Annotated in this window: 18 protein-coding genes; 6 read left to right on the plus strand and 12 right to left on the minus strand. The window is 63.6% G+C overall.

Annotated elements, in window-relative coordinates; genetic code table 11:
* Positions 1 to 13: 13 nt before the first annotated feature.
* The 9 genes from MNR02_RS15700 to MNR02_RS15740 all read right to left on the minus strand — a co-directional run bounded on the left by MNR02_RS15700 (position 14) and on the right by MNR02_RS15740 (position 8,177).
* Positions 14 to 1,327: an aspartate aminotransferase family protein gene (locus tag MNR02_RS15700; RefSeq protein ID WP_241947440.1), complete on the minus strand. Its 1,314-nt coding sequence runs from the start codon at positions 1,325 to 1,327 to the stop codon at positions 14 to 16.
* Between the two features lie 11 nt (positions 1,328 to 1,338).
* On the minus strand, positions 1,339 to 2,010 hold the full coding sequence (locus tag MNR02_RS15705) for a cysteine hydrolase family protein (protein WP_241947441.1): 672 nt from the start codon (positions 2,008 to 2,010) through the stop codon (positions 1,339 to 1,341).
* Entirely contained in the window at positions 2,007 to 3,035 is a 1,029-nt protein-coding gene (locus tag MNR02_RS15710) for a branched-chain amino acid ABC transporter permease (RefSeq protein ID WP_241947442.1), read from the minus strand. Before MNR02_RS15710 ends, MNR02_RS15705 begins: the two co-directional genes overlap by 4 nt.
* A gap of 12 nt (positions 3,036 to 3,047) precedes the next feature.
* A complete protein-coding gene (locus MNR02_RS15715; protein ID WP_241947443.1) occupies positions 3,048 to 3,938 on the minus strand; it encodes a branched-chain amino acid ABC transporter permease in 891 nt (296 codons plus the stop codon).
* 3 nt (positions 3,939 to 3,941) lie between these two features.
* On the minus strand, positions 3,942 to 4,649 hold the full coding sequence (locus MNR02_RS15720; protein WP_241947444.1) for an ABC transporter ATP-binding protein: 708 nt from the start codon (positions 4,647 to 4,649) through the stop codon (positions 3,942 to 3,944).
* Entirely contained in the window at positions 4,642 to 5,376 is a 735-nt protein-coding gene (locus MNR02_RS15725; RefSeq protein ID WP_241599924.1) for an ABC transporter ATP-binding protein, read from the minus strand. The genes MNR02_RS15720 and MNR02_RS15725 overlap by 8 nt, the downstream gene beginning before the upstream one ends.
* Before the next feature lie 52 nt (positions 5,377 to 5,428).
* Positions 5,429 to 6,598 carry an ABC transporter substrate-binding protein gene (locus MNR02_RS15730; protein ID WP_241947445.1) on the minus strand — a complete coding sequence of 390 codons (1,170 nt, stop codon included), beginning with the start codon at positions 6,596 to 6,598 and terminating at the stop codon, positions 5,429 to 5,431.
* Between the two features lie 123 nt (positions 6,599 to 6,721).
* Positions 6,722 to 7,372 carry an isochorismatase family cysteine hydrolase gene (locus tag MNR02_RS15735; protein ID WP_241599920.1) on the minus strand — a complete coding sequence of 217 codons (651 nt, stop codon included), beginning with the start codon at positions 7,370 to 7,372 and terminating at the stop codon, positions 6,722 to 6,724.
* Complete coding sequence (locus tag MNR02_RS15740; protein ID WP_241947446.1) at positions 7,362 to 8,177, minus strand: N-formylglutamate amidohydrolase; 816 nt, start codon at positions 8,175 to 8,177, stop codon at positions 7,362 to 7,364. The genes MNR02_RS15735 and MNR02_RS15740 overlap by 11 nt, the downstream gene beginning before the upstream one ends.
* A gap of 156 nt (positions 8,178 to 8,333) precedes the next feature.
* Here MNR02_RS15740 and MNR02_RS15745 point away from each other — a divergent pair, with 156 nt between their 5' ends.
* Positions 8,334 to 9,236 (plus strand): MurR/RpiR family transcriptional regulator, encoded by a 903-nt coding sequence (locus MNR02_RS15745; protein ID WP_241947447.1) that lies wholly within the window; start codon positions 8,334 to 8,336, stop codon positions 9,234 to 9,236.
* Complete coding sequence (locus MNR02_RS15750) at positions 9,226 to 10,539, plus strand: glutamine synthetase family protein (RefSeq protein WP_241947448.1); 1,314 nt, start codon at positions 9,226 to 9,228, stop codon at positions 10,537 to 10,539. Before MNR02_RS15745 ends, MNR02_RS15750 begins: the two co-directional genes overlap by 11 nt.
* A 59-nt stretch (positions 10,540 to 10,598) precedes the next feature.
* Here MNR02_RS15750 and MNR02_RS15755 read toward each other — a convergent pair whose 3' ends face one another.
* Positions 10,599 to 11,324: a sulfate transporter family protein gene (locus tag MNR02_RS15755; RefSeq protein WP_241947449.1), complete on the minus strand. Its 726-nt coding sequence runs from the start codon at positions 11,322 to 11,324 to the stop codon at positions 10,599 to 10,601.
* Positions 11,325 to 11,477: 153 nt separating this feature from the next.
* Here MNR02_RS15755 and MNR02_RS15765 point away from each other — a divergent pair, with 153 nt between their 5' ends.
* Entirely contained in the window at positions 11,478 to 13,505 is a 2,028-nt protein-coding gene (locus tag MNR02_RS15765) for a methyl-accepting chemotaxis protein (RefSeq protein ID WP_305854489.1), read from the plus strand.
* A gap of 27 nt (positions 13,506 to 13,532) precedes the next feature.
* Here MNR02_RS15765 and MNR02_RS15770 read toward each other — a convergent pair whose 3' ends face one another.
* Positions 13,533 to 14,165 carry an anti-sigma factor domain-containing protein gene (locus MNR02_RS15770; protein ID WP_241947450.1) on the minus strand — a complete coding sequence of 211 codons (633 nt, stop codon included), beginning with the start codon at positions 14,163 to 14,165 and terminating at the stop codon, positions 13,533 to 13,535.
* 251 nt (positions 14,166 to 14,416) lie between these two features.
* Between MNR02_RS15770 and argB the strand changes: the two genes are divergently transcribed.
* Complete coding sequence (gene argB, locus MNR02_RS15775) at positions 14,417 to 15,304, plus strand: acetylglutamate kinase (protein ID WP_241599909.1); 888 nt, start codon at positions 14,417 to 14,419, stop codon at positions 15,302 to 15,304.
* A gap of 32 nt (positions 15,305 to 15,336) precedes the next feature.
* On the opposite strand, the gene MNR02_RS15780 is transcribed toward argB, so the two are convergent.
* Positions 15,337 to 16,239 carry a DMT family transporter gene (locus tag MNR02_RS15780; RefSeq protein WP_241947451.1) on the minus strand — a complete coding sequence of 301 codons (903 nt, stop codon included), beginning with the start codon at positions 16,237 to 16,239 and terminating at the stop codon, positions 15,337 to 15,339.
* 101 nt (positions 16,240 to 16,340) lie between these two features.
* On the opposite strand from MNR02_RS15780, the gene MNR02_RS15785 reads away from it, so the two are divergent.
* Entirely contained in the window at positions 16,341 to 17,036 is a 696-nt protein-coding gene (locus MNR02_RS15785) for a pyrimidine 5'-nucleotidase (protein ID WP_241947452.1), read from the plus strand.
* Between the two features lie 136 nt (positions 17,037 to 17,172).
* Positions 17,173 to 18,138 carry an EF-hand domain-containing protein gene (locus tag MNR02_RS15790; protein ID WP_241947453.1) on the plus strand — a complete coding sequence of 322 codons (966 nt, stop codon included), beginning with the start codon at positions 17,173 to 17,175 and terminating at the stop codon, positions 18,136 to 18,138.
* The last annotated feature ends 19 nt before the right edge of the window (positions 18,139 to 18,157 follow it).

An 18,157-nucleotide genomic window follows, 5' to 3' on the forward strand; every position in this document is an offset into this window, starting at 1 on the left:
GCGGAGAGGGACGCTACCAGCCCGAGAAATCCGCAAGCAAGGTGTCGTCAACCCGCCCCGCAGCGACATCGGCGAGGGCCTGGTCGAGAATGGCGAGGCCTTCGCGCGCCTCGCTCTCCGTCAGCGTGAGCGGCGGCGTGAATTCCAGCACATTCGACCGCACACCGACATAATAGAGCACGAGCCCAAGCTGGAAGGCGCGGTAGACCGTCAGGGCGGTCTCCCGCGTTGCAGGCGCGCGGCTGGCGCGATCGCCGACCAGTTCCACGCCGAGCGCAAGGCCATGCCCGCGGACATCGCCGATCAAGGCGTGGCGCCGGGAGAGCGCATCCAGACCGTCGCGCAGCACGCGACCGGTTCTGGCGGCATTCTCAGTCAGGCGTTCGCGCTGGATGGTCTCCAGCACGGCAAGTGCGGCCGCCGCGCAGACCGGATTGCCGTGCACGGTCTGGAGCGAGAATGCCACATCGTGATTCATGATCGCTTCCGGCCCGACGACGGCGGAGATCGGCAAACCGCCGCCAAGGCCCTTGCCGAAGACGACGATGTCGGGTTCGATGCCGGAATGTTCGAAGGCGTTGAAGCGCCCCGAGCGGCCAAGCCCCACCTTCACCTCGTCCGAGATGATGAGGATGCCGTGCCTGCGGCAACGCTCCTCGACGGCCCTGAAGAAACCGTCCGGCGGCACCAGCATGCCGCCGTCGGACTGGATGGGTTCGATGAAGAAGGCTGCGATCTCGTCCGGCGCGACCTCGGTTTCGAAAAGCCGGTCGAGATGGGCAAGGGCTGCCTCGCTCGCGGCCTGCGGCGTATCCGCGGCATAGCTGTTGGGATAGGGAACGAGCGTCAGGCCGTCAGCGCGGGTGCCCTGTTGCGCCGGGTGCCCCGAGACCGCCATGGAGCCGACCGTGCCGCCGTGATAGGCGCCGTCGAAGGCGAGAATGCGGGACCGGCCGGTTGCCGCGACCACCATGCGCGCGACGGTCTCGTTGGCATCAGAGCCGGAATGGCCGAACCAGACGCGGCCACGCGCGCGCTCCGGCACCAGCGACAGGAGCTTTTCGGCAAGCAGCACGCAGGCTTCGTTCGCCGACGAAAGGTAGCTCGCTCCCGCCTGATCGGAGAGCGCACGGTCGACCGCAGCCCGCACCGCCGGGTGGGAATGCCCGAGGCTCGCGGCACCCCAGGATGCGGCGAAATCGAGAAGCCTCCGCCCGTCGTCTGCCGTGAGATACGCACCGCTTCCCCCGACGACCGCCTGCGGGAAGAACCGCAGATGCGCCATGCAGGAAACCGACTGACGTTCACGCGCATAGAGGCCGGACATGGGCTTTCCCTTTACTTCTTGAAGAAGGTCAGGACCTCGTCGAGCTGGACGACGTGGCAGTAGATCATGTTGATGATCTCAAGCTCGCGCTTGTGCAGTTCGTTGGTCGCGGCCGCACCGCAATCGTCCACGACGACGACGCCGAAGCTCTCGTCGGCGAGGCTGCGCACGGTCGAGGAGACGCACTGGTCGGTGAAGATGCCACAGCAGATGACATCCTTGATGCCCATATTGTGCAGGATAAGCCGCAGGTTCGTGCCGGTCAGGGCGCTGTCCGTCGTCTTGGTGATGACGATCTCGTCCGCGCGCGGCTCAAGTTCCGGCACCACCTGCCCCTGGGGCAGATCCTTGGGTAGTAGCAGGTAGTTGAAGCCGGGCTTCTTCTGGCTCAGCGAACGGTCGCGGCCATCGGGCTTCAGGCAGGCGATGCGCGCGAAGATCACCTCCACCTTGCGCTTGCGGCACTCATCGATCAGGCGGGCCGTGTTTGGGATGACCGTCTGGCGCATGCGGTCGTAGAACGGCTGCCAGCGCGCGGTTTCCTCGGGCGTGTCCTTGGGATCGAGATAGGTGTTCTGGATGTCGATGACGAGCAGCGCCGTCGTTTCCGGATCGAGCACGATATCGTCGGGCTCTTCGGCATTCGCATAGTAGAAGGAGCGATAGGCGGTTTTCCAGGTCATGCAGTCTTCTCCTTCTTTCGGCGGCTGCGGGTGAGGATGTGGCCGATCTCGCGGTTCGGGAAGAGACCGCCCGGCCGGACGATCATTACCGCGATCATCGCGAGCGCGAGCACGATCTCCGTCAGGCCGATGACCTGGCCGGAACCTGAGGACCCGGCATTGAGCGCCGCTTCCGTGCCGCGCAGCCCCTCATAGGCGACTGTGATGAGGACCGTGCCGGCAACCGCGCCGGTGACGGTGTTGGCGCCGCCGATCACCAGCATGGTGATGATGAGGAAGGTCTCCTTGAGATAGAAGGCCTTGGGCGCGAAGGACGTGATGAAATGCCCCCACAGCGCACCGCCGATACCGGCGATGAAGGCCGCCAGGATGAAGGCGCGCCAGCGCAGGTGCGGAATGTTCGCGCCAAGCGCGGCCGCAGCGACCTCGTCTTCGCGCGAGGCGCGCAGCAGCTTGCCTGTGCGCGATTCCTTGAAGGCCAGTGCGACCACCACCACGATCGCGGCCACGATCGCGGCAATCGGCATCTCCGTCGTCTTGGGCAGGCCGAACAGCGTGCGTGGGCCGTTGGTGAGCGCGCTCCAGTTGTTCATGACCGTGTAGAGCACGACGAGGAGTGCGAAGGAGGTGATGACGGCGGCCGCATCCGAAAGCCGCATCAGAGGATAGGCGACGACGGCGGCAACGAGGGCCGCGACCACGCCGGCGGCCAGCATGGCGAGCATCGGCGAGATTTCAACGACCTTCATGAACTCATAGAGATCCGGCAGCGCCATGCCCTTCATCTGGGCCGGGATCGTCAGCACCGCCGACGTGTAGGCGCCGAGCCCCATGAAGCCGATATGGGCGAAGGATAGCAGGCCGGAATTGCCCATGAAGGTTTGCAGGCCGACGACCAGAACAAGCGAAATCAGGAGGTTTGTGGCGATGCGGTCGTAAAGCCTGATGCCGAGCATCTGGCTGCCGACGGCAATCACGGCGATGACGGCGATCAGGATGAGGGCGGTGAGATAGGACTGTTTCATGGGTTCCGCTCCTCAGGTCCGCTGGCCGCTGGCCGGACCCTTGATGAGGCCCTCGGGCCGCCAAAGCAGGATCAGGATCACAAGGCTGAAGGTGAAGGCATCGCGGAACTTCAGGAGGTCCTGCGACAGGGTGTAGTTGAGCGTGGTGTCGATCAGCGCCAGAAGGAAGCCGCCGACCACCGCACCCGGCAGGCTGCGCATTCCGCCGATGACGGTGGCGATGAAGGCGACGAGCAGCGGCTCGAGACCGACTCCTGGCACGACCGTGCCGATACGCCCGATCCACAGCAGACCGACGACGCCGGCCAGGAAACCCGACAGCGCGAAAGCCGACGAGATAATGAGGTTGGCCGGAACGCCCAGCATGCGTGCCATGGTGAAGTTCGTGGCGGCCGCGCGCATCGCGATGCCGAGCGTCGTCTTGCGCATCAGGAAGGCAACGGCGGCAAGCAGTACGATGGAGGCGGCGATGGTGATGAGATTGCGCACCGGCGTGATTGCCCCACCGATCGAGACCGTCTGCGAGAAGATGTCGGGCAGCGGCACATTGCGCGGACGCGGTGAGATGAAGAGCAGGGCCGCGTTCTGCAACAGGTTCGAGAAAGCGAAAGAGGTGATCAGCACCGCCGTCACCGATTTCGCGCGTACCGGGCGGAAGGCGACGTAGTCGGTGAGGATGCCGAAGACGACCGCCATCGCAACGGCGAGAACCGCCATGAGCAGCCAGGGCAGACCGGAGCCGCTCGTCAGGAACATGGTATAGCCGGCGACCATGATGAGTTCGCCATAGGCGAAGTTCACCAGCCGCAGGATGCCGTAGATGATGACAAGACCAAGCGCCATCAGCGCATAGGCGCCGCCGAGGCTGAGCACGTCGATGAGGAACTGGATCGCGAAAGCCATGGATCAGCCTCCCAGGTAATGTGCGCTGAGATCGCTGGTGGAGCGGATCTCGTCTGCCGTGCCGGACGCGACGATCGCGCCAAGTCGCATGACATAGGCACGATCGGCGACGGCGAGCGCCTGGTTCACGTTCTGCTCGACGAGCAGGATGGTCAGGCCGGATTTTTTCAGCGTCTCGATCATCTCGAAGATGCGTTCGACGATGGCGGGTGCCAGACCGAGCGAGGGTTCGTCGAGAAGCAGCACGCTCGGGCGCGCCATGAGCGCGCGGGCGATGACCAGCATCTGCTGTTCGCCGCCGGACAGCGTGCCCGCCGCCTGAGAAGCGCGCTCGGAAAGGCGCGGGAAGAGCGTGTGCAGCCTGTCGAGGTTCTGGCGGTTGCCGGCGTGGTCGCGGCGATGGATATAGGCACCGAGCATCAGGTTCTCGGCGACGGTCAGGTCCGGGAAGACGTCGCGGGTTTCCGGTACGGTGGCAAGCCCCGCACGGATGACCTGCTCGGGATTGGCCGAGGTGATGTCTTTGCCTTCGAGCGTGACTGCGCCGCCGGAGGTCTTCAGCGCGCCGGCGATCGCCTTGATGGTGGATGACTTTCCCGCGCCGTTTGCGCCGAGCAGGCTGACGAGTTCGCCCTTGCCCACGGTGAAGCTGATGCCGCGCACCGCGCGAATCGTGCCATAGCTGACGGAGAGCTCGCGCACATCAAGCATGGGCCGCCCCCTTTCCGAGATAGGCTTCCACAACAGCCGGATGACTGCGCACGTGTGCGGCGTCTCCTTCGGCGATGGTGCGGCCGGAGGCCAGGACGTGCAGGCGGTGGCAGAGTCGCATGATGAGACCCATGTCATGGTCGATGATGATGAGGCCAAGGCCTCGGGTCTTCGGCAGCTCGGACAATGTGTGCAGCAATGTCTCGGTTTCGGTATCGTTCATGCCGGCAGCCGGTTCGTCGAGCAGCAGGAAGCGCGGCTCGGCGGCCAGCGCCCGGGCGATCTCGACGCGACGCTTGTCGCCGTAGCTCAGGCTCTCGCCGAGCTCATCCGCCTTGTCCGTCAGGCCGAGTTCATCGAGCAACCTGACCGCGCGCTCGGTGCTGACGGCGCGGGAAACACCCTTGGCGAGGGCCGCGGCCTCCACATTCTCCAGCACCGTCATGCCGTTGAACAGGCGCACGATCTGGAACGAGCGGCTGACGCCGGCCAGCGCAATATCGCGCGGCGACAGACCCGACAGCGTGACGTCGCCGGCGGTGATCGTGCCGCCGGCGAGCTTCACCTGTCCGGTGATCGCATTGATCATCGTCGTCTTGCCGGATCCGTTCGGCCCGATGAGGCCGAGAACCTCGCCGGTGGCGACGGACAGCGAGACATGGTCGAGAGCGCGGAGGCCGGTGAATTCCACCGACACGTCATTTACCGCGAGACGTGCTTCAGACATGGCTTTTCCGAAAAGTATGGGCCGGCTGATGCGCCGGCCCGAACGGCAGGGATCAGGGCTTCGGCAGGGATTCCGGCTTGCGCCAGCCAACGAAGCTCGGCTTGCCGGCCTTGAGTTCGATCACCGCGGCGGCCTTGTTCGGGACGTGTCCCTCTTCGGCCGTGCCATAGTCAAGTTCGCCGGTGAGCAGCTTGAAATTGCCGTCTTCAAGCGCCTTGGCCAGTGCGGCACCTTCTGTCGTGCCGGCCGCCGTAATGGCCTGAGCGATCATCATGATCGTGTCCCAGCCCGTCGAAACGAAGGAAGTATCCGGGTCCTTGCCGAACATCTCCTTGTAGAGGCCGATGAACTTTTCCATCTCCGGATCGGCGCCTGCGCCCATCCAGGTGTGGGTGACGAAATAGACGTCGTTGCCGAACTTCTCGCCGAGCGCTTCGTGCATGGCCGGATCGTCATAGGCGTCACCACCGAGAACCGGCGCATCGTAGCCGACTTCACGCAAAGCGCGGATGATCACGCCGATATCCGTGCCGTAGGACGAAACGAAGATGACGTCGGGCTTCTTGCCGAGCGCCTGGAGGCGCGAAAGCTGGGCGGAGAAGTTGTTGTCGCCGTTCGTATAGGTGTCTTCCAGCAGGATTTCGCCGCCGTCAGCCTTGAACTGCTCGACGAAGTACTTGGAGAGCGACTTGGTGTAGGCAATGAACTGATCGGTCACGACATAAGCCGTCTTCCAGCCCTTTTCCTTAAACGCGAAATCGGCAGCCGTCGCGCCCATCGTGGTGTTCCACATGGAGAGCGTGAACTGCTTGTCGCCGAGCGACCACGAGGAATAAAGCGGATCGGAGGCGCAGGTCGAAATGCCGACGATATCGGCGGACTGCGCTTCACGGCTGGCCGGTGATCCGAAATCGAAATCGCAGGGTGCGACGATCACCTGGGCACCCTTGTCGATCAGTTCGACGGCGACGTTGCCGACCGTGACCGGGTCGGACTTGCCGTCAATGTTAATGAACTCGATCTTCTTGCCGAGCACGCCGCCATTGTCGTTCAGGTATTTGACTGCGACCTGCGCGCCGTTGAAGCCGGGCGTGTCGAGCGGGGCCTGGATACCCGTCATCGAAAGCGCGCCGCCGATGACGATCTTGTCGTCGTCTGCAAATGCAGAGGAAGAGGCAAGCACGAGGCCCGCCGCCAGAAGCAATTTGGATGTTTTCATCATGATCGTTCCCCTTGATGAATGCCTTGCGGCTGTGAATGGCATGCGGTCCGGCCTTTTTCTTGTTTTGTGCGGCCCGCCTGAAAGCTCCTTGGTTGATCCCGTCGCGTAACTGTGCCGGGCCGCTTACTGCCCGATTTCCTTGAGCAGATCGTCGGTCGAAATCTGCCGGCAATAGCCCTTGATCGCATTGATCGAGAAGTCGTGCCGCTCCTGCGAATAGGTGCCGCAGGCATCGGGCACGAGCGTCACGAGGTAGTTGAGGTCGCAGGCATCGCGCACCGCCGATTCCACGCACTGGTCGGTCAGGAGACCGCAGAGCACGATCTGCCGCACGCCGAGATTGCGCAGGATGTAATCGACATGGGTGGAGACGAACACGCTCGACGAGCTCTTCGGCAAGACAATCTCGTCCTCCAGCGGCTCCAGCTCGTCGATGACCTTGCCGTCCCACGAGCCCTTCGGCACGTTGAAGCCGGTGATCTTGTAATCGAGGCTGCGGTCGCGGCCGTCCTTCGTCAGGCTTTCGATCGTCGTGTGCAGCACTTCGATGCCGGCCTTGCGGAAGCCGGCAAGCAGGCGCTGCATGTTCGGGATGGCGACCTCATGGATGCGCTTGAAATAGTAGCCGTACTTGCCCTCGATATCGGCGTCGGAGACGTCCTTGAACTCGCCGCCGTCACGGCGCACGGAGAAGTTCTGCACGTCGATGAAGAGGATGGCGGACGCGGCCGGATCGAGCGGCAGGTTGCGGGTGGAGGGATGGTCAGCGGCCATCGGAAGATCCTTCAAGGCTTTGGGCTGCGAGGAGAAGCGGACCGGCAAGGCGCTCGGCCCATGCCTCCTGACCGCTCGCGTCTTGGATGAGGTCGTTGCGCACTTCGATGAGCACATGCGGAATGCCGCGTCGTTCACCGTGCACCGGGATGGTGTAGTCGGAGACATCGTCAACGTGATACGGCGCGTTGAGCTTGACCGTCACGTCGGCATTCGCTGCGCTGAAGGTTTCCGCAAGCCGTTCGGCAAAGCGCGCATCCCTGTTGTAGAGCAGGCCAAGTTCGAAATCGCGGACCGCGCCGGTGGCGCGCATGACGGGCGTGAAGCTGTGCACCGAAACGAGGACAAGCGGCCCGCCAGCCGCCTGCCGCCGTTCCAGCGCAACGGAGATTGCCTCATGCAGAGGCTGGTGGATTTCCACGAAACGGCCGCGCCGCTGGGCGTCGGAAACATTGGCATTGGCCGGAATGAGCGTGCCGTCGCTCTGCTTGAGAACGCAGTCTTCCGCTTCGAACGGGCGGTTGCAGTCGATCACCAGACGGCTGTAGCGCTGGAGGATGAGAGCGGCATCGAGCCGTTCCGCAAGCCGACGGGCAAGGCCCTCGGCCCCGACATCGTAGGCGATGTGCCGGTCCATTTCCGCGGACGCGACACCGAGATCGCCAAGTGCGGCCGGCACGGCGCGGCCGGCATGCTCGCAGGTCAGGAAGATGGGCGAACGCCCGGTCGCGTTGATCCATTCCACGGGGTCCGGGTCGCCAGCATTCAGCAATCTGGACATGTCGCTATCTGCAAGACTGAGCATGAAATGGTATCCGTCGAACGTATCGGCTTGGGCCGAAACGTGAGCTTCGATGACAGCCAGTCAAAGAAATTTTCCAATCATAGTCAATCCGATTTTTCCATTTGACTAATTTTTTTCACGGCGCAAATATCCGGCCCCAATAACGGGAACACACTTATGAGCGATGGGAAATCGTCGACGACGGTCCGCACGCGGATCCGGGAGGCGGCCGGGCAGCTGACCGCCAGCGAGCGCAAGATCGCCAATGCCATCCTTGCCGACTACCCCTTCACGGGGCTCGAGAACATTCAGGAACTGGCGGCGAAAACCGGCGTCAGCGCGCCCTCGATCACCCGCTTCGTGAGCAAGATCGGCTGCAGCGGCTTCCAGGATCTGCAACGTCAGCTCATCGCCGAGCTGAAGGAAGGGCAGCGTTCACCGCTCGACCTGAAGACGCGGCAAACGCCGGTCGGCCATTCGGAATTCCTGTCGGAATATGTACGGCGCATCGCCTCCGTCGCGCAGGAGATGGCGGCAACCGTCTCGCAGGCGCAGTTCGATATCCTCGCCGACCTGATCGCCGATCCCTCGCGCAACATCTTCCTGCTCGGCGGCCGTGTCAGCGACAATGTCGCGTCCTTCCTGTCGATCCATCTGCGGCAGATCCGCAGCGGCATCTACCACATGTCCGACAATCCGGAGTTCTGGCCGGAACATGTGTTGCGCATGCGCAAGAAGGATGTCGTGCTGCTGTTCGATTTCCGGCGCTACCAGCTCAGCCTCGCACGCCTTGCCGAAACGATCGCGCAGGCGCGTGGCGCCACCATCGTCGTGATCACCGACAAGTGGATGTCGCCGGCCGCCCGCAGCGCCGACCACATCGTCGCCCTGCCGATCGAGGCCGGCACGGCCTGGGATACGGTGGCGGCCGCAATCGTTCTCGTCGAGGCGCTGATCGTGCGCGTCTCCGAGGCGGATTGGGAGGCGACACAGAAACGCATCAGGGATTGGGACGGCGTACGCTTCTCCATGCCGGGCTACGACCAGGATACGATCAACGGGGACGACGATGAAACGTGAAGAAATGATGGTTGCCTGCTGCGGCGACCTTTCCGGCAAGGTGCGGGGCAAGGCCTTTCCGCTGGCGCAGATGGAAAAGCGCCTGAAGCGCGGCGTGGGCTGGACGCCGACCAATGTCCAGATCACCTGCTTCGACGCCATCGCCGAAAGCCCCTTCGGCTCGCTGGGCGACCTCGTGCTCATTCCCGATCCGGCAACCAGCGTCAGCATCGAAAGCGAGGAAGGCGCGCCGAACGAGAACTTCGTGCTCGGCAACATCCGCTATACCGACGGCAGGCCGTGGGAATTCTGCACGCGCTCCATCCTCGAAGGCGCGCTCGAGCGCCTGCAAAAGGTGGCGGGCGTGACGCTCTACGGCGCCTTCGAACATGAATTCCAGATCAAGCATCTGGTGTCAGAGGTCGGCGGCGCCTTCACGCTGGGCGGCTTCCAGCGGGAGCGTCATTTCTGCGAGGCGATCATCGCCGGCATGCGCACGGCCGGCGTGACGCCCGACACGATCCTCAAGGAGTTCGGCGCCGGGCAGTTCGAGGTGACGATGGGCCCGCAGAAGGGCGTGACCATCGCCGACCATTCCATCATCACGCGGGAGATCGTCGGCCTCGTCGCGCGCGAGCTCGGCTACGATCCGACCTTCACGCCGATCCGCGATCCGGCCGGCGTCGGCAATGGCGTGCATGTCCACATGAGCATGCTGGACGCGTCCGGCAATCCCGTGACCTACGATCCCGCTGGCAAGCACGAGCTCTCGGATGTCGCGGGCAAGTTCGTCGCCGGCATCCTGAAATATCTCGATTCGATCATCGCGATCACCGCACCGAGCGTCGTTTCCTACCTGCGGCTGACGCCGCATCGCTGGAGTGCTGCCTTCAACAATCTCGGCTTCCGCGATCGCGAGGCCTCGGTGCGCATCTGCCCGGTCTCCGATATCAGCGATATCGCCCGCGCCGCGCAGTTCAACTTCGAATTCCGTGCGGCGGACGGTGCGGCAAACCCGCATCTGGCGCTTGCCGCCATCGTCCATGCCGGCGTGCAGGGCATCGAGGAAGGCCTTGCCGTGCCGGAGGCAACGCAGGAAGATCTTTCACTTCTCGGCACGGATGCACTTGCCGCCCGTGGCTATGTCCGCCTGCCGCAGACGCTGGAAGCGGCTTTGCAGAGGTTCCGCGGCAACGAGACCGTTTGCGGCTGGTTCCCGGAGGGCTTCGCGGACGTCTATGTCAAGCACAAGGAGGGCGAGATCGCCTATCTCGCGGGCAAGACCCAGGCGGAGATCTGCGCGGCGTACGAAGACGCCTACTGAGCCGAACCGCCATCTGACGATCGAAAAGCCGGCACGATCCTGTGCCGGCTTTTCCTTTATCATGCCTGCGGAAGCGCGAAGCCGGGGTCCTTGCGGCTCAAAGCCTTGTGCAGGTGCACCATGAGGCCGGCGGCGAAAAGCGGGGTCAAAAGGTTGACGATCGGGATCGCCAGGAAAGCCGCGACCAGCAGGCCGGCGATCAGCACCGTGGAAAAGTGCTTTTCCCGGAACAGCCGCGCCTCCTGGGGCGAGCGATAGCGCATGGCGGCAAACTCGAAGAATTCCCGGCCGAGCAGGTAGCCGTTGACAGCGAAGAAGGCAATGAGATTGACGCCCGGGATGAACAGCAGAAACAGCGCGATGAGATTGCCGACGAGAACGATGCCGAGGAATTTGACCGAGCCGGCAATCGCCTGCCCCATCGGTAAGGGAACGCCCGGCGTTTCGTTTGGATAGTCCCGCTTCTCGATGACCTCGGCGACGTCGTCGAGGAAGAAGCCGGCGATGATGGCGGTCACTGGGGCCAGCAGCAGCGCCAGGCCGAGCGCAAGCCCGATGCTGGCGACGATGCCGAACACGAAAGTGAGCCAGCCGGCCCATTGCGGCAGGTCAGGCATGAACGCGCCTTGCAGCCATGGCCAGGCGAAGGCGATGAAGCTTTCGCGCAGCCCGAACCACACGACGATGAGGGCGAGGAGTGTCAGGCCCAGAACCTTCCAGAAGACGCTACGCGTTTCGGGGGCGAAGAGGTTGGCAAGCGCAAGCCGCGCGGCGTCGAGGATCATCGAAAACTCCTGTTCGACCTCGCATGTAGGGTGGGGAAAACCGGCCGGCAAGGCAGGAGATGAGAACGCTCCATTAAGGCCGCGTTAAAGGACGGGCCCTAGACTTTCGCGCAACCGCACAAAGCGCGTCTTCGAGAAAACCAGGGAACTGTCATGCACAATGTCCGGATCAGCAGGCTCCTGCCGGCGCTCTTCCTTCTGATGGTCGTTCTGGGGGCGCTGCAAGGCGCGGTTGCCTTCCGCTCGCTATCGGCGATGACCGGCCATATCGAGCGCATCGGCACCGACCGCATGCCGCAGTTGAGCGCGATCCTGCAGCTGAGCCACGCCTTCTCCGATCTCAACGCGATCTACGCAGAACATCTGCTTTCGATGGACCCGGACGAGATCGGCCGCATCGAGGCGCGTATCAAGGAACGCACCGCAGCCTTCGATGCCATGGTGAAGACCCATGCGGCCGACAACAGCGGCGACGCCGCGGCAATCGCCGGGATCGACACCATCAAGGCGACGCTGACGACCTATCTCGAAGAAGCCGGCAAGCTCGTGCAGTTCTCCGCAATCGGCGCGAAGGGACCGGCGCTCGACATCTACAAGGGGTCGATGAAGGCAAGTGCCGATGCGATCACCGCAGCGCTCAACGCGCTCGTGGCGCACACCCAGAGCGTGACGGACGAGACGATCGAGACCGCACGCGGCGAGGAAGGTTCCGCCTTCGCGCTGACCTGGGCCTCGCTCGCCGCCGCGATGGGCCTCGCCATCGCTGCCATTTTCCTCGTCAACCGACGCGTTGTGCGACCGCTCAACGGCCTTGCCGGCGCAATGAAGCGGCTGGCGGAAGGCGATACGGTCGTCACCATCCCCAGCGCCGGCCGCAAGGACGAGATCGGCGACATGGCCGGCACCGTCGCCGTCTTCCGCGACAATGCCGCCGAGCGCCAGCGTCTCGAGCGCCAGGCCGAAGACGACCGCCACCGCGCCGACAGCGAGCGACAGGCACGCGAGGCGGAACGCACCCGTGACAGCGGTCAGGTCCAGCAGGCGGTCGCAAGCCTTGCAGACGCTTTAGGCAAGCTCGCCGCCGGAGACATGACCTGCCGCATCGACGTGCCCTTCGAGGGCGACCTCGACCGGCTGCGGGCGGACTTCAACGCCTCCGTCTCGCGCCTCAGCGATGCACTGCGCGAAGTGGGCGAGAACGCCGCAGCCATCGATGCGGGCGCAAGCCAGATCCGCTCGGCGGCCGACGACCTGTCGCGCCGCACGGAACAGCAGGCCGCTTCCGTCGAGGAGACCGCCGCCGCGCTGGAAGAGATCACGACCACTGTCAAGGATTCGACCCGGCGTGCGGAAGAAGCCGGAGACCTCGTTTCGCGAACGCGCACGGGCGCGGAAAAATCTGGCGAAATCGTGCGCCGCGCTGTCGCGGCCATGCATGAAATCGAGAAATCCTCCAGCGAGATCACCAGCATCATCGGCGTGATCGACGATATCGCCTTCCAGACCAACCTTCTGGCGCTGAACGCCGGCGTGGAAGCCGCCCGCGCAGGCGAGGCCGGCAAGGGCTTTGCAGTCGTGGCGCAGGAAGTACGCGAACTGGCCCAGCGGTCGGCCAAGGCCGCCAAGGAAATCAAGTCGCTGATAACCACTTCGGGCGAGCAGGTCCGCACCGGCGTCTCCCTGGTCGGCGACACCGGTCGCGCATTGCAGACCATCGTCACCGAAGTGCAGGAGATCAACAGCCACGTTGCGGCCATCGTCGAGGCGGCGCGCGAACAGTCGGTGGGCCTTCAGGAAATCAACACAGCCGTCAACAGCATGGACCAGGGCACACAAAAGAATGCTGCCATGGTCGAGGAGACCACGGCCGCAAGCCACGGCCTAGCCGCCGAAGTGCAGGCACTCAACGCTCTGATCGGCCGCTTCAATGTCGGCGGCGCGGCGGCGTCAAGCCGAACCGTGCAGGCACCGCATCTTCACGTCGTCCCCACGACGCCGTCGATGCCTGTCACACCCCAGCCTGCGGCGGTTCGCAAATCCCCGGGCCAATGGAACGTCAAGGCGGCTTCCAGCCAGTCCCGTCCCGTCACCTCTCCCGCGCTCGCACTCAGCGAGAAGCTCGCCGGCGCATTCGGCGCACATCAGGAGAAGAGATCGGATGCGGATTGGGAAGAGTTCTGAGAAGTCCGGCGATCCACCGTCCCCATCTCACTTTTCAGGCGGCTCGCCGGATCGTGACAGGATGAGCGCGCTTCCGGCCTTATGAGGCAGAACGCCCAGCGACACTGGCGCCTCGCCTTCCTTCTTCAGCCAGACTTCGAGCGCACGCTTTTTCTCATTCGCATCGGAAACCGGCGTGAGGCGGAGCGCGCCGTTGGTTTCTTCATAATGCACGAAATGGTCGATTGCGGCTCCCTCGCCGGCCGCGTCGGAAACGAGCCGGCCGGCACCGACGGGCCGTTGCGTGAGCAAGCCCCCGAGGGACAGGACGAGGCCGGCCGCAACAGCAAGGCCCGCGAAGGCAAGTCCGCGCCAGAAGCCGAGGGAATTCCAGCACCCACCCGAAACCTTGCCGGTGAACACCGCATCGCACGGGCCCATATGCAGCACCTGCCGGTGACCGCCGAGGCCGCCATCGGGCGCGGTATGCGGCGGCGTGTCGTCGCTGAAGGTCAAGAGCGTTTCTTGCCAGCGGCCGACCATTGCGGCAAAGCGGCGGTCGGATGCCAGCCGCGCCTCGACCTTGCGGCAATCCTCCTGGGAAAGCGCGCCGAGCACATATTCACCGGCGATCACTTCGTCGCAGCGGGTCTCTCCCATATCTCGGCCGAATGCCGTCATCGCTTCCTGCACTCTCTCGGTTCGCGCGGATGGCGCGCAACGGTGGTTTTCTCTCATATAGGAACGCGCGGATGCATTTTCCCATAGCAGACACGCATGGACATCATAATCTTCCCATCGCCATTGCGCCATCGACGCCGCAGCTGTGAAAGGCGCTTTCTCGCGCCCGCCGCCGCATTGTGAAAAGAGGATCATTCCATCGTCACAAAACATGCGTTAAACAGGCGCCCACCCATTCCCGAGAGGCCGCCATGTCCCAATCCGAAAGCGAAAACCAAGCCCGCCTGCTCGTTCAGGCCCTGCCCTACATGCAGCGCTACGAGAACAAGACCATCGTGGTGAAATATGGCGGCCACGCCATGGGCAACCCGGAGCTCGGCAAGGCTTTCGCCAGCGACATCGCGCTTCTCAAGCAGTCCGGCGTCAACCCGATCGTCGTGCACGGCGGCGGCCCGCAGATTGGCGCCATGCTGACCAAGATGGGCATCGAATCGAAGTTCGAAGGCGGCCTGCGCGTCACCGACCAGAGGACGGTCGAGATTGTCGAGATGGTGCTGGCCGGCTCGATCAACAAGGAGATCGTCGCGCTCATCAACCAGACCGGCGAATGGGCGATCGGCCTGTGCGGCAAGGACGGCAACATGGTTTTCGCCGAAAAGGCCAAGAAGACCGTCACCGATCCCGACAGCAATATCGAACGCGTTCTGGACCTCGGCTTCGTCGGCGAGGTGGTGGAAGTCGACCGCACGCTGATCGACCTGCTTGCCAAGTCAGAGATGATCCCGGTCATCGCGCCTGTTGCCCCCGGCCGCGACGGCCATACCTACAACATCAACGCCGATACCTTCGCGGGCGCCATCGCCGGCTCGCTGAACGCCACGCGCCTGCTCTTCCTGACGGACGTTCCCGGCGTGCTCGACAAGGATGGCCAGCTCATCAAGGAACTGTCGGTGGCGCAGGCCCGCGCGCTCATCAAGGACGGCACCATTTCCGGCGGCATGATCCCGAAGGTCGAGACCTGCATCGATGCCATCAAGGCCGGTGTCCAGGGCGTGGTCATCCTCAACGGCAAAACGGCCCATTCGGTGCTTCTCGAACTCTTCACCGAGCATGGCGCCGGCACGCTGATCGTGCCCTGACGGCTCTCACCGGCGGCAACGCGCCGCCGGGTCTACCAGAAGAGCAGGCCGAGGATGCCGCAGACGATGAGAAGGCATCCCGCCACTTCCGTGCGGTTCACCCGCTCATGGAAAAGGAAGTAGGAGGCCATGAAGGTGAAGACCAGCTCGATCTGGCCGAGTGCGCGCACATAGGCCACCTGTTGCAGGCTCATGGCCGTGAACCAGCAGGCCGAGCCCATGACGCCGGTAATGCCGACCAGCGACGAGGAGCGCCAGCTCTTCAGCACCTGAACGATCTCGTTCTTGTCCTTCCACAGCATCCAGATCAGCATGAAGGCCGTCTGGAAGGTCGTCACGCAGGCGAGCGTCACGGCCGCGTTCATGATAGGCCCCGGCCCGTCCAGCGAGAGGGCGGCGCTGCGATAGGCGACTGCCGACACGCCGAAGACACCGCCCGAGGCGATGCCGATCAGGGCGGTGCGGCCGGTCAGCGCCGCGAAAGTGTTGCGCCAGGACAGCGGCGACCGGGCGACCGAGATCAGCATGACCCCGATAACCCCGACGATGATGGCGACGACTGCGCCGGGCGTGATGCGCTCGCCGAGCAGGATGAAACCGAAGATCGCCGCCTGGACCGGCTCCGTCTTGGAATAGGCCGTGCCGACGGCGAAATTCCTCAGCGAGAACAGATAGACGAGCAGCATCGTCGCGAAGATCTGCGCGAGGCCGCCGATCACCGCCCAGACCGCAAAGGTCCAGTTGAGCGCCGGAAACGCCAGGCCGGCGATCCAGTGCAACGAAAGCGCATAGAGGATTGCCAGCGGGAAACCATAGCCGAACCGCACGAAGCTCGCGCCGCGCGTACCAAGCGAGCCCTGAAGATGCTTCTGCAGGGCCGAGCGCAGGTTTTGCAGGAAGGCGGCGGCGATGGTGATGGGGATCCAGAGTTCCATGCACTGCCGCTAGCACGGCGGTTTCGGCAAATCCATCTCCGGCGAAAGCGGTGCCTGAAATTTCCGTTTGCCGCCGCGCGGGCCCATGGCATAAGGCAGCCATGACCGATCTTCCGAACAAAGCCGACTTCGCCCATGTGCGTGACTGGGTCTTCGACCTCGACAACACGCTCTATCCGCATCACGTCGATCTCTTCGCCCAGATCGACAAGAACATGACGGCCTATGTCTCGGCGCTGCTCGGTCTGTCGCGCGAAGATGCGCGCGCCCTGCAAAAGCAGTATTATTACGACCACGGCACGACGCTGAAGGGGCTGATGCTCCATCACAATATCGACCCCCTGGATTTCCTGGAAAAGGCGCATGCCATCGACTACGGCGTGCTGTCGCCCGACCTGTCGCTCGGCGAGGCGATCCGGGCACTGCCGGGCCGCAAGTTCATCTTCACCAATGGCAGCGTAAAGCATGCCGAGATGGCCGCGAAGGCACTCGGCATCCTCGACCATTTCGACGATGTCTTCGACATCGTGGCGGCCGAATACATGCCCAAGCCCGCGGGCGCGACCTATGACAAGTTCATGGCGCTGCACCGGATCGAGACGCAGCAGGCCGTGATGTTCGAAGACCTGCCGCGCAATCTTCTCGTGCCGAAGACGCTCGGCATGAAGACGGTGTTGCTCATTCCGCAAAACGACAACCACGAATTCGTGGATGCCTGGGAGAAGCGCTCGGAAGAGGACAAGCATATCGATTATGCGACGTCCGACCTTACGGCCTTCCTCAACGCGCTTCTCTGACGAGAGCGGCCACATTCCCGACACGGAAAAAACCCTTTCCCGCCAAAGGGTTCAATTACCAATTTGTAACTGGCCACGTTCGGCTTTCCCTCTATCCTGCGCTCCCAAGGGACGACAATGGATGAAAGGAACGACCATGGCTAAAAAGGAACTCCTTCTCGGCGCCGTTGCCGCCAGCCTTATCTTCTCGGGCATCGCCGCCCCTGCCTTCGCCGCAAAGCACGAAGGCAAGCACGACAAGCATCATGCCCGTCATATCGCGATGATCGAGCGGCTCGACACCGACAAGGACGGCAAGGTGACGCTTGCCGAATTCAAGGCCAATGCCGCCAACGCCTTCAAGGCCTTCGACGCCAATGGCGACGGGCAGGTGACGAAGGATGAGATCAAGGCTCGCCACGCCGCGTTCAAGGATGCCCGCAAGGCGATCCGCGCCGCCGCCGATACCGACAAGGACAAGGCCCGCGAGACACTGCGCGCCGGTGGCCCCTACATGCTGCCCGGTGCCGGCAAAATGTTCGACCGCGCCGATACCGATAAAAATGGCACGCTTTCGGAAGCCGAAGTTATGGCTGCCGCCGAGACGATCTTCCAACGCCGCGACACCAACAAGGATGGCGCCATCGACGTGGCGGATGTCCGCGCCGGCGGCAAGGGCAAGTGGCACGGCAAGAAGAGCGAAGAGCGTGCGCAGCGCATGCTGGAGCGCGTCGATACCGACAAGGACGGCAAGATCTCGCAGGCCGAGATGCTCGCCTATGCCACGGCAAACTTCGAGCGGTTCGATACGGACAAGAACGGCGAAGTGACCAAGGCGGAAGTCGACGCCAAGCGTGAAGCGTTCCGGGATGCCCGCAAGGCGTTTCGTGCGGTCAAGGCGACCGATGGCGAAGCCAAGGACGCCGCGCGTCAGGCGATGCGTGACGCGCGTATCGACCGGATGGGTGCACGTATGTTCGAGCGCGCCGACACCGACAAGAACGGTGTCCTGACGAAGGCCGAGATGGAAACGGCCGCCGCCGCTCTCTTCAAGCAGCGCGACCGCAACGGCGACGGCTTCATCACTGCCGACGAAATGGTCATGAAGCACCACAAAAAATAGAGCATTCCCTGCCAGCACG

The organism is Shinella sp. H4-D48 (assembly GCF_022637395.1).
In the GTDB taxonomy this organism is placed as follows: domain Bacteria; phylum Pseudomonadota; class Alphaproteobacteria; order Rhizobiales; family Rhizobiaceae; genus Shinella; species Shinella sedimenti.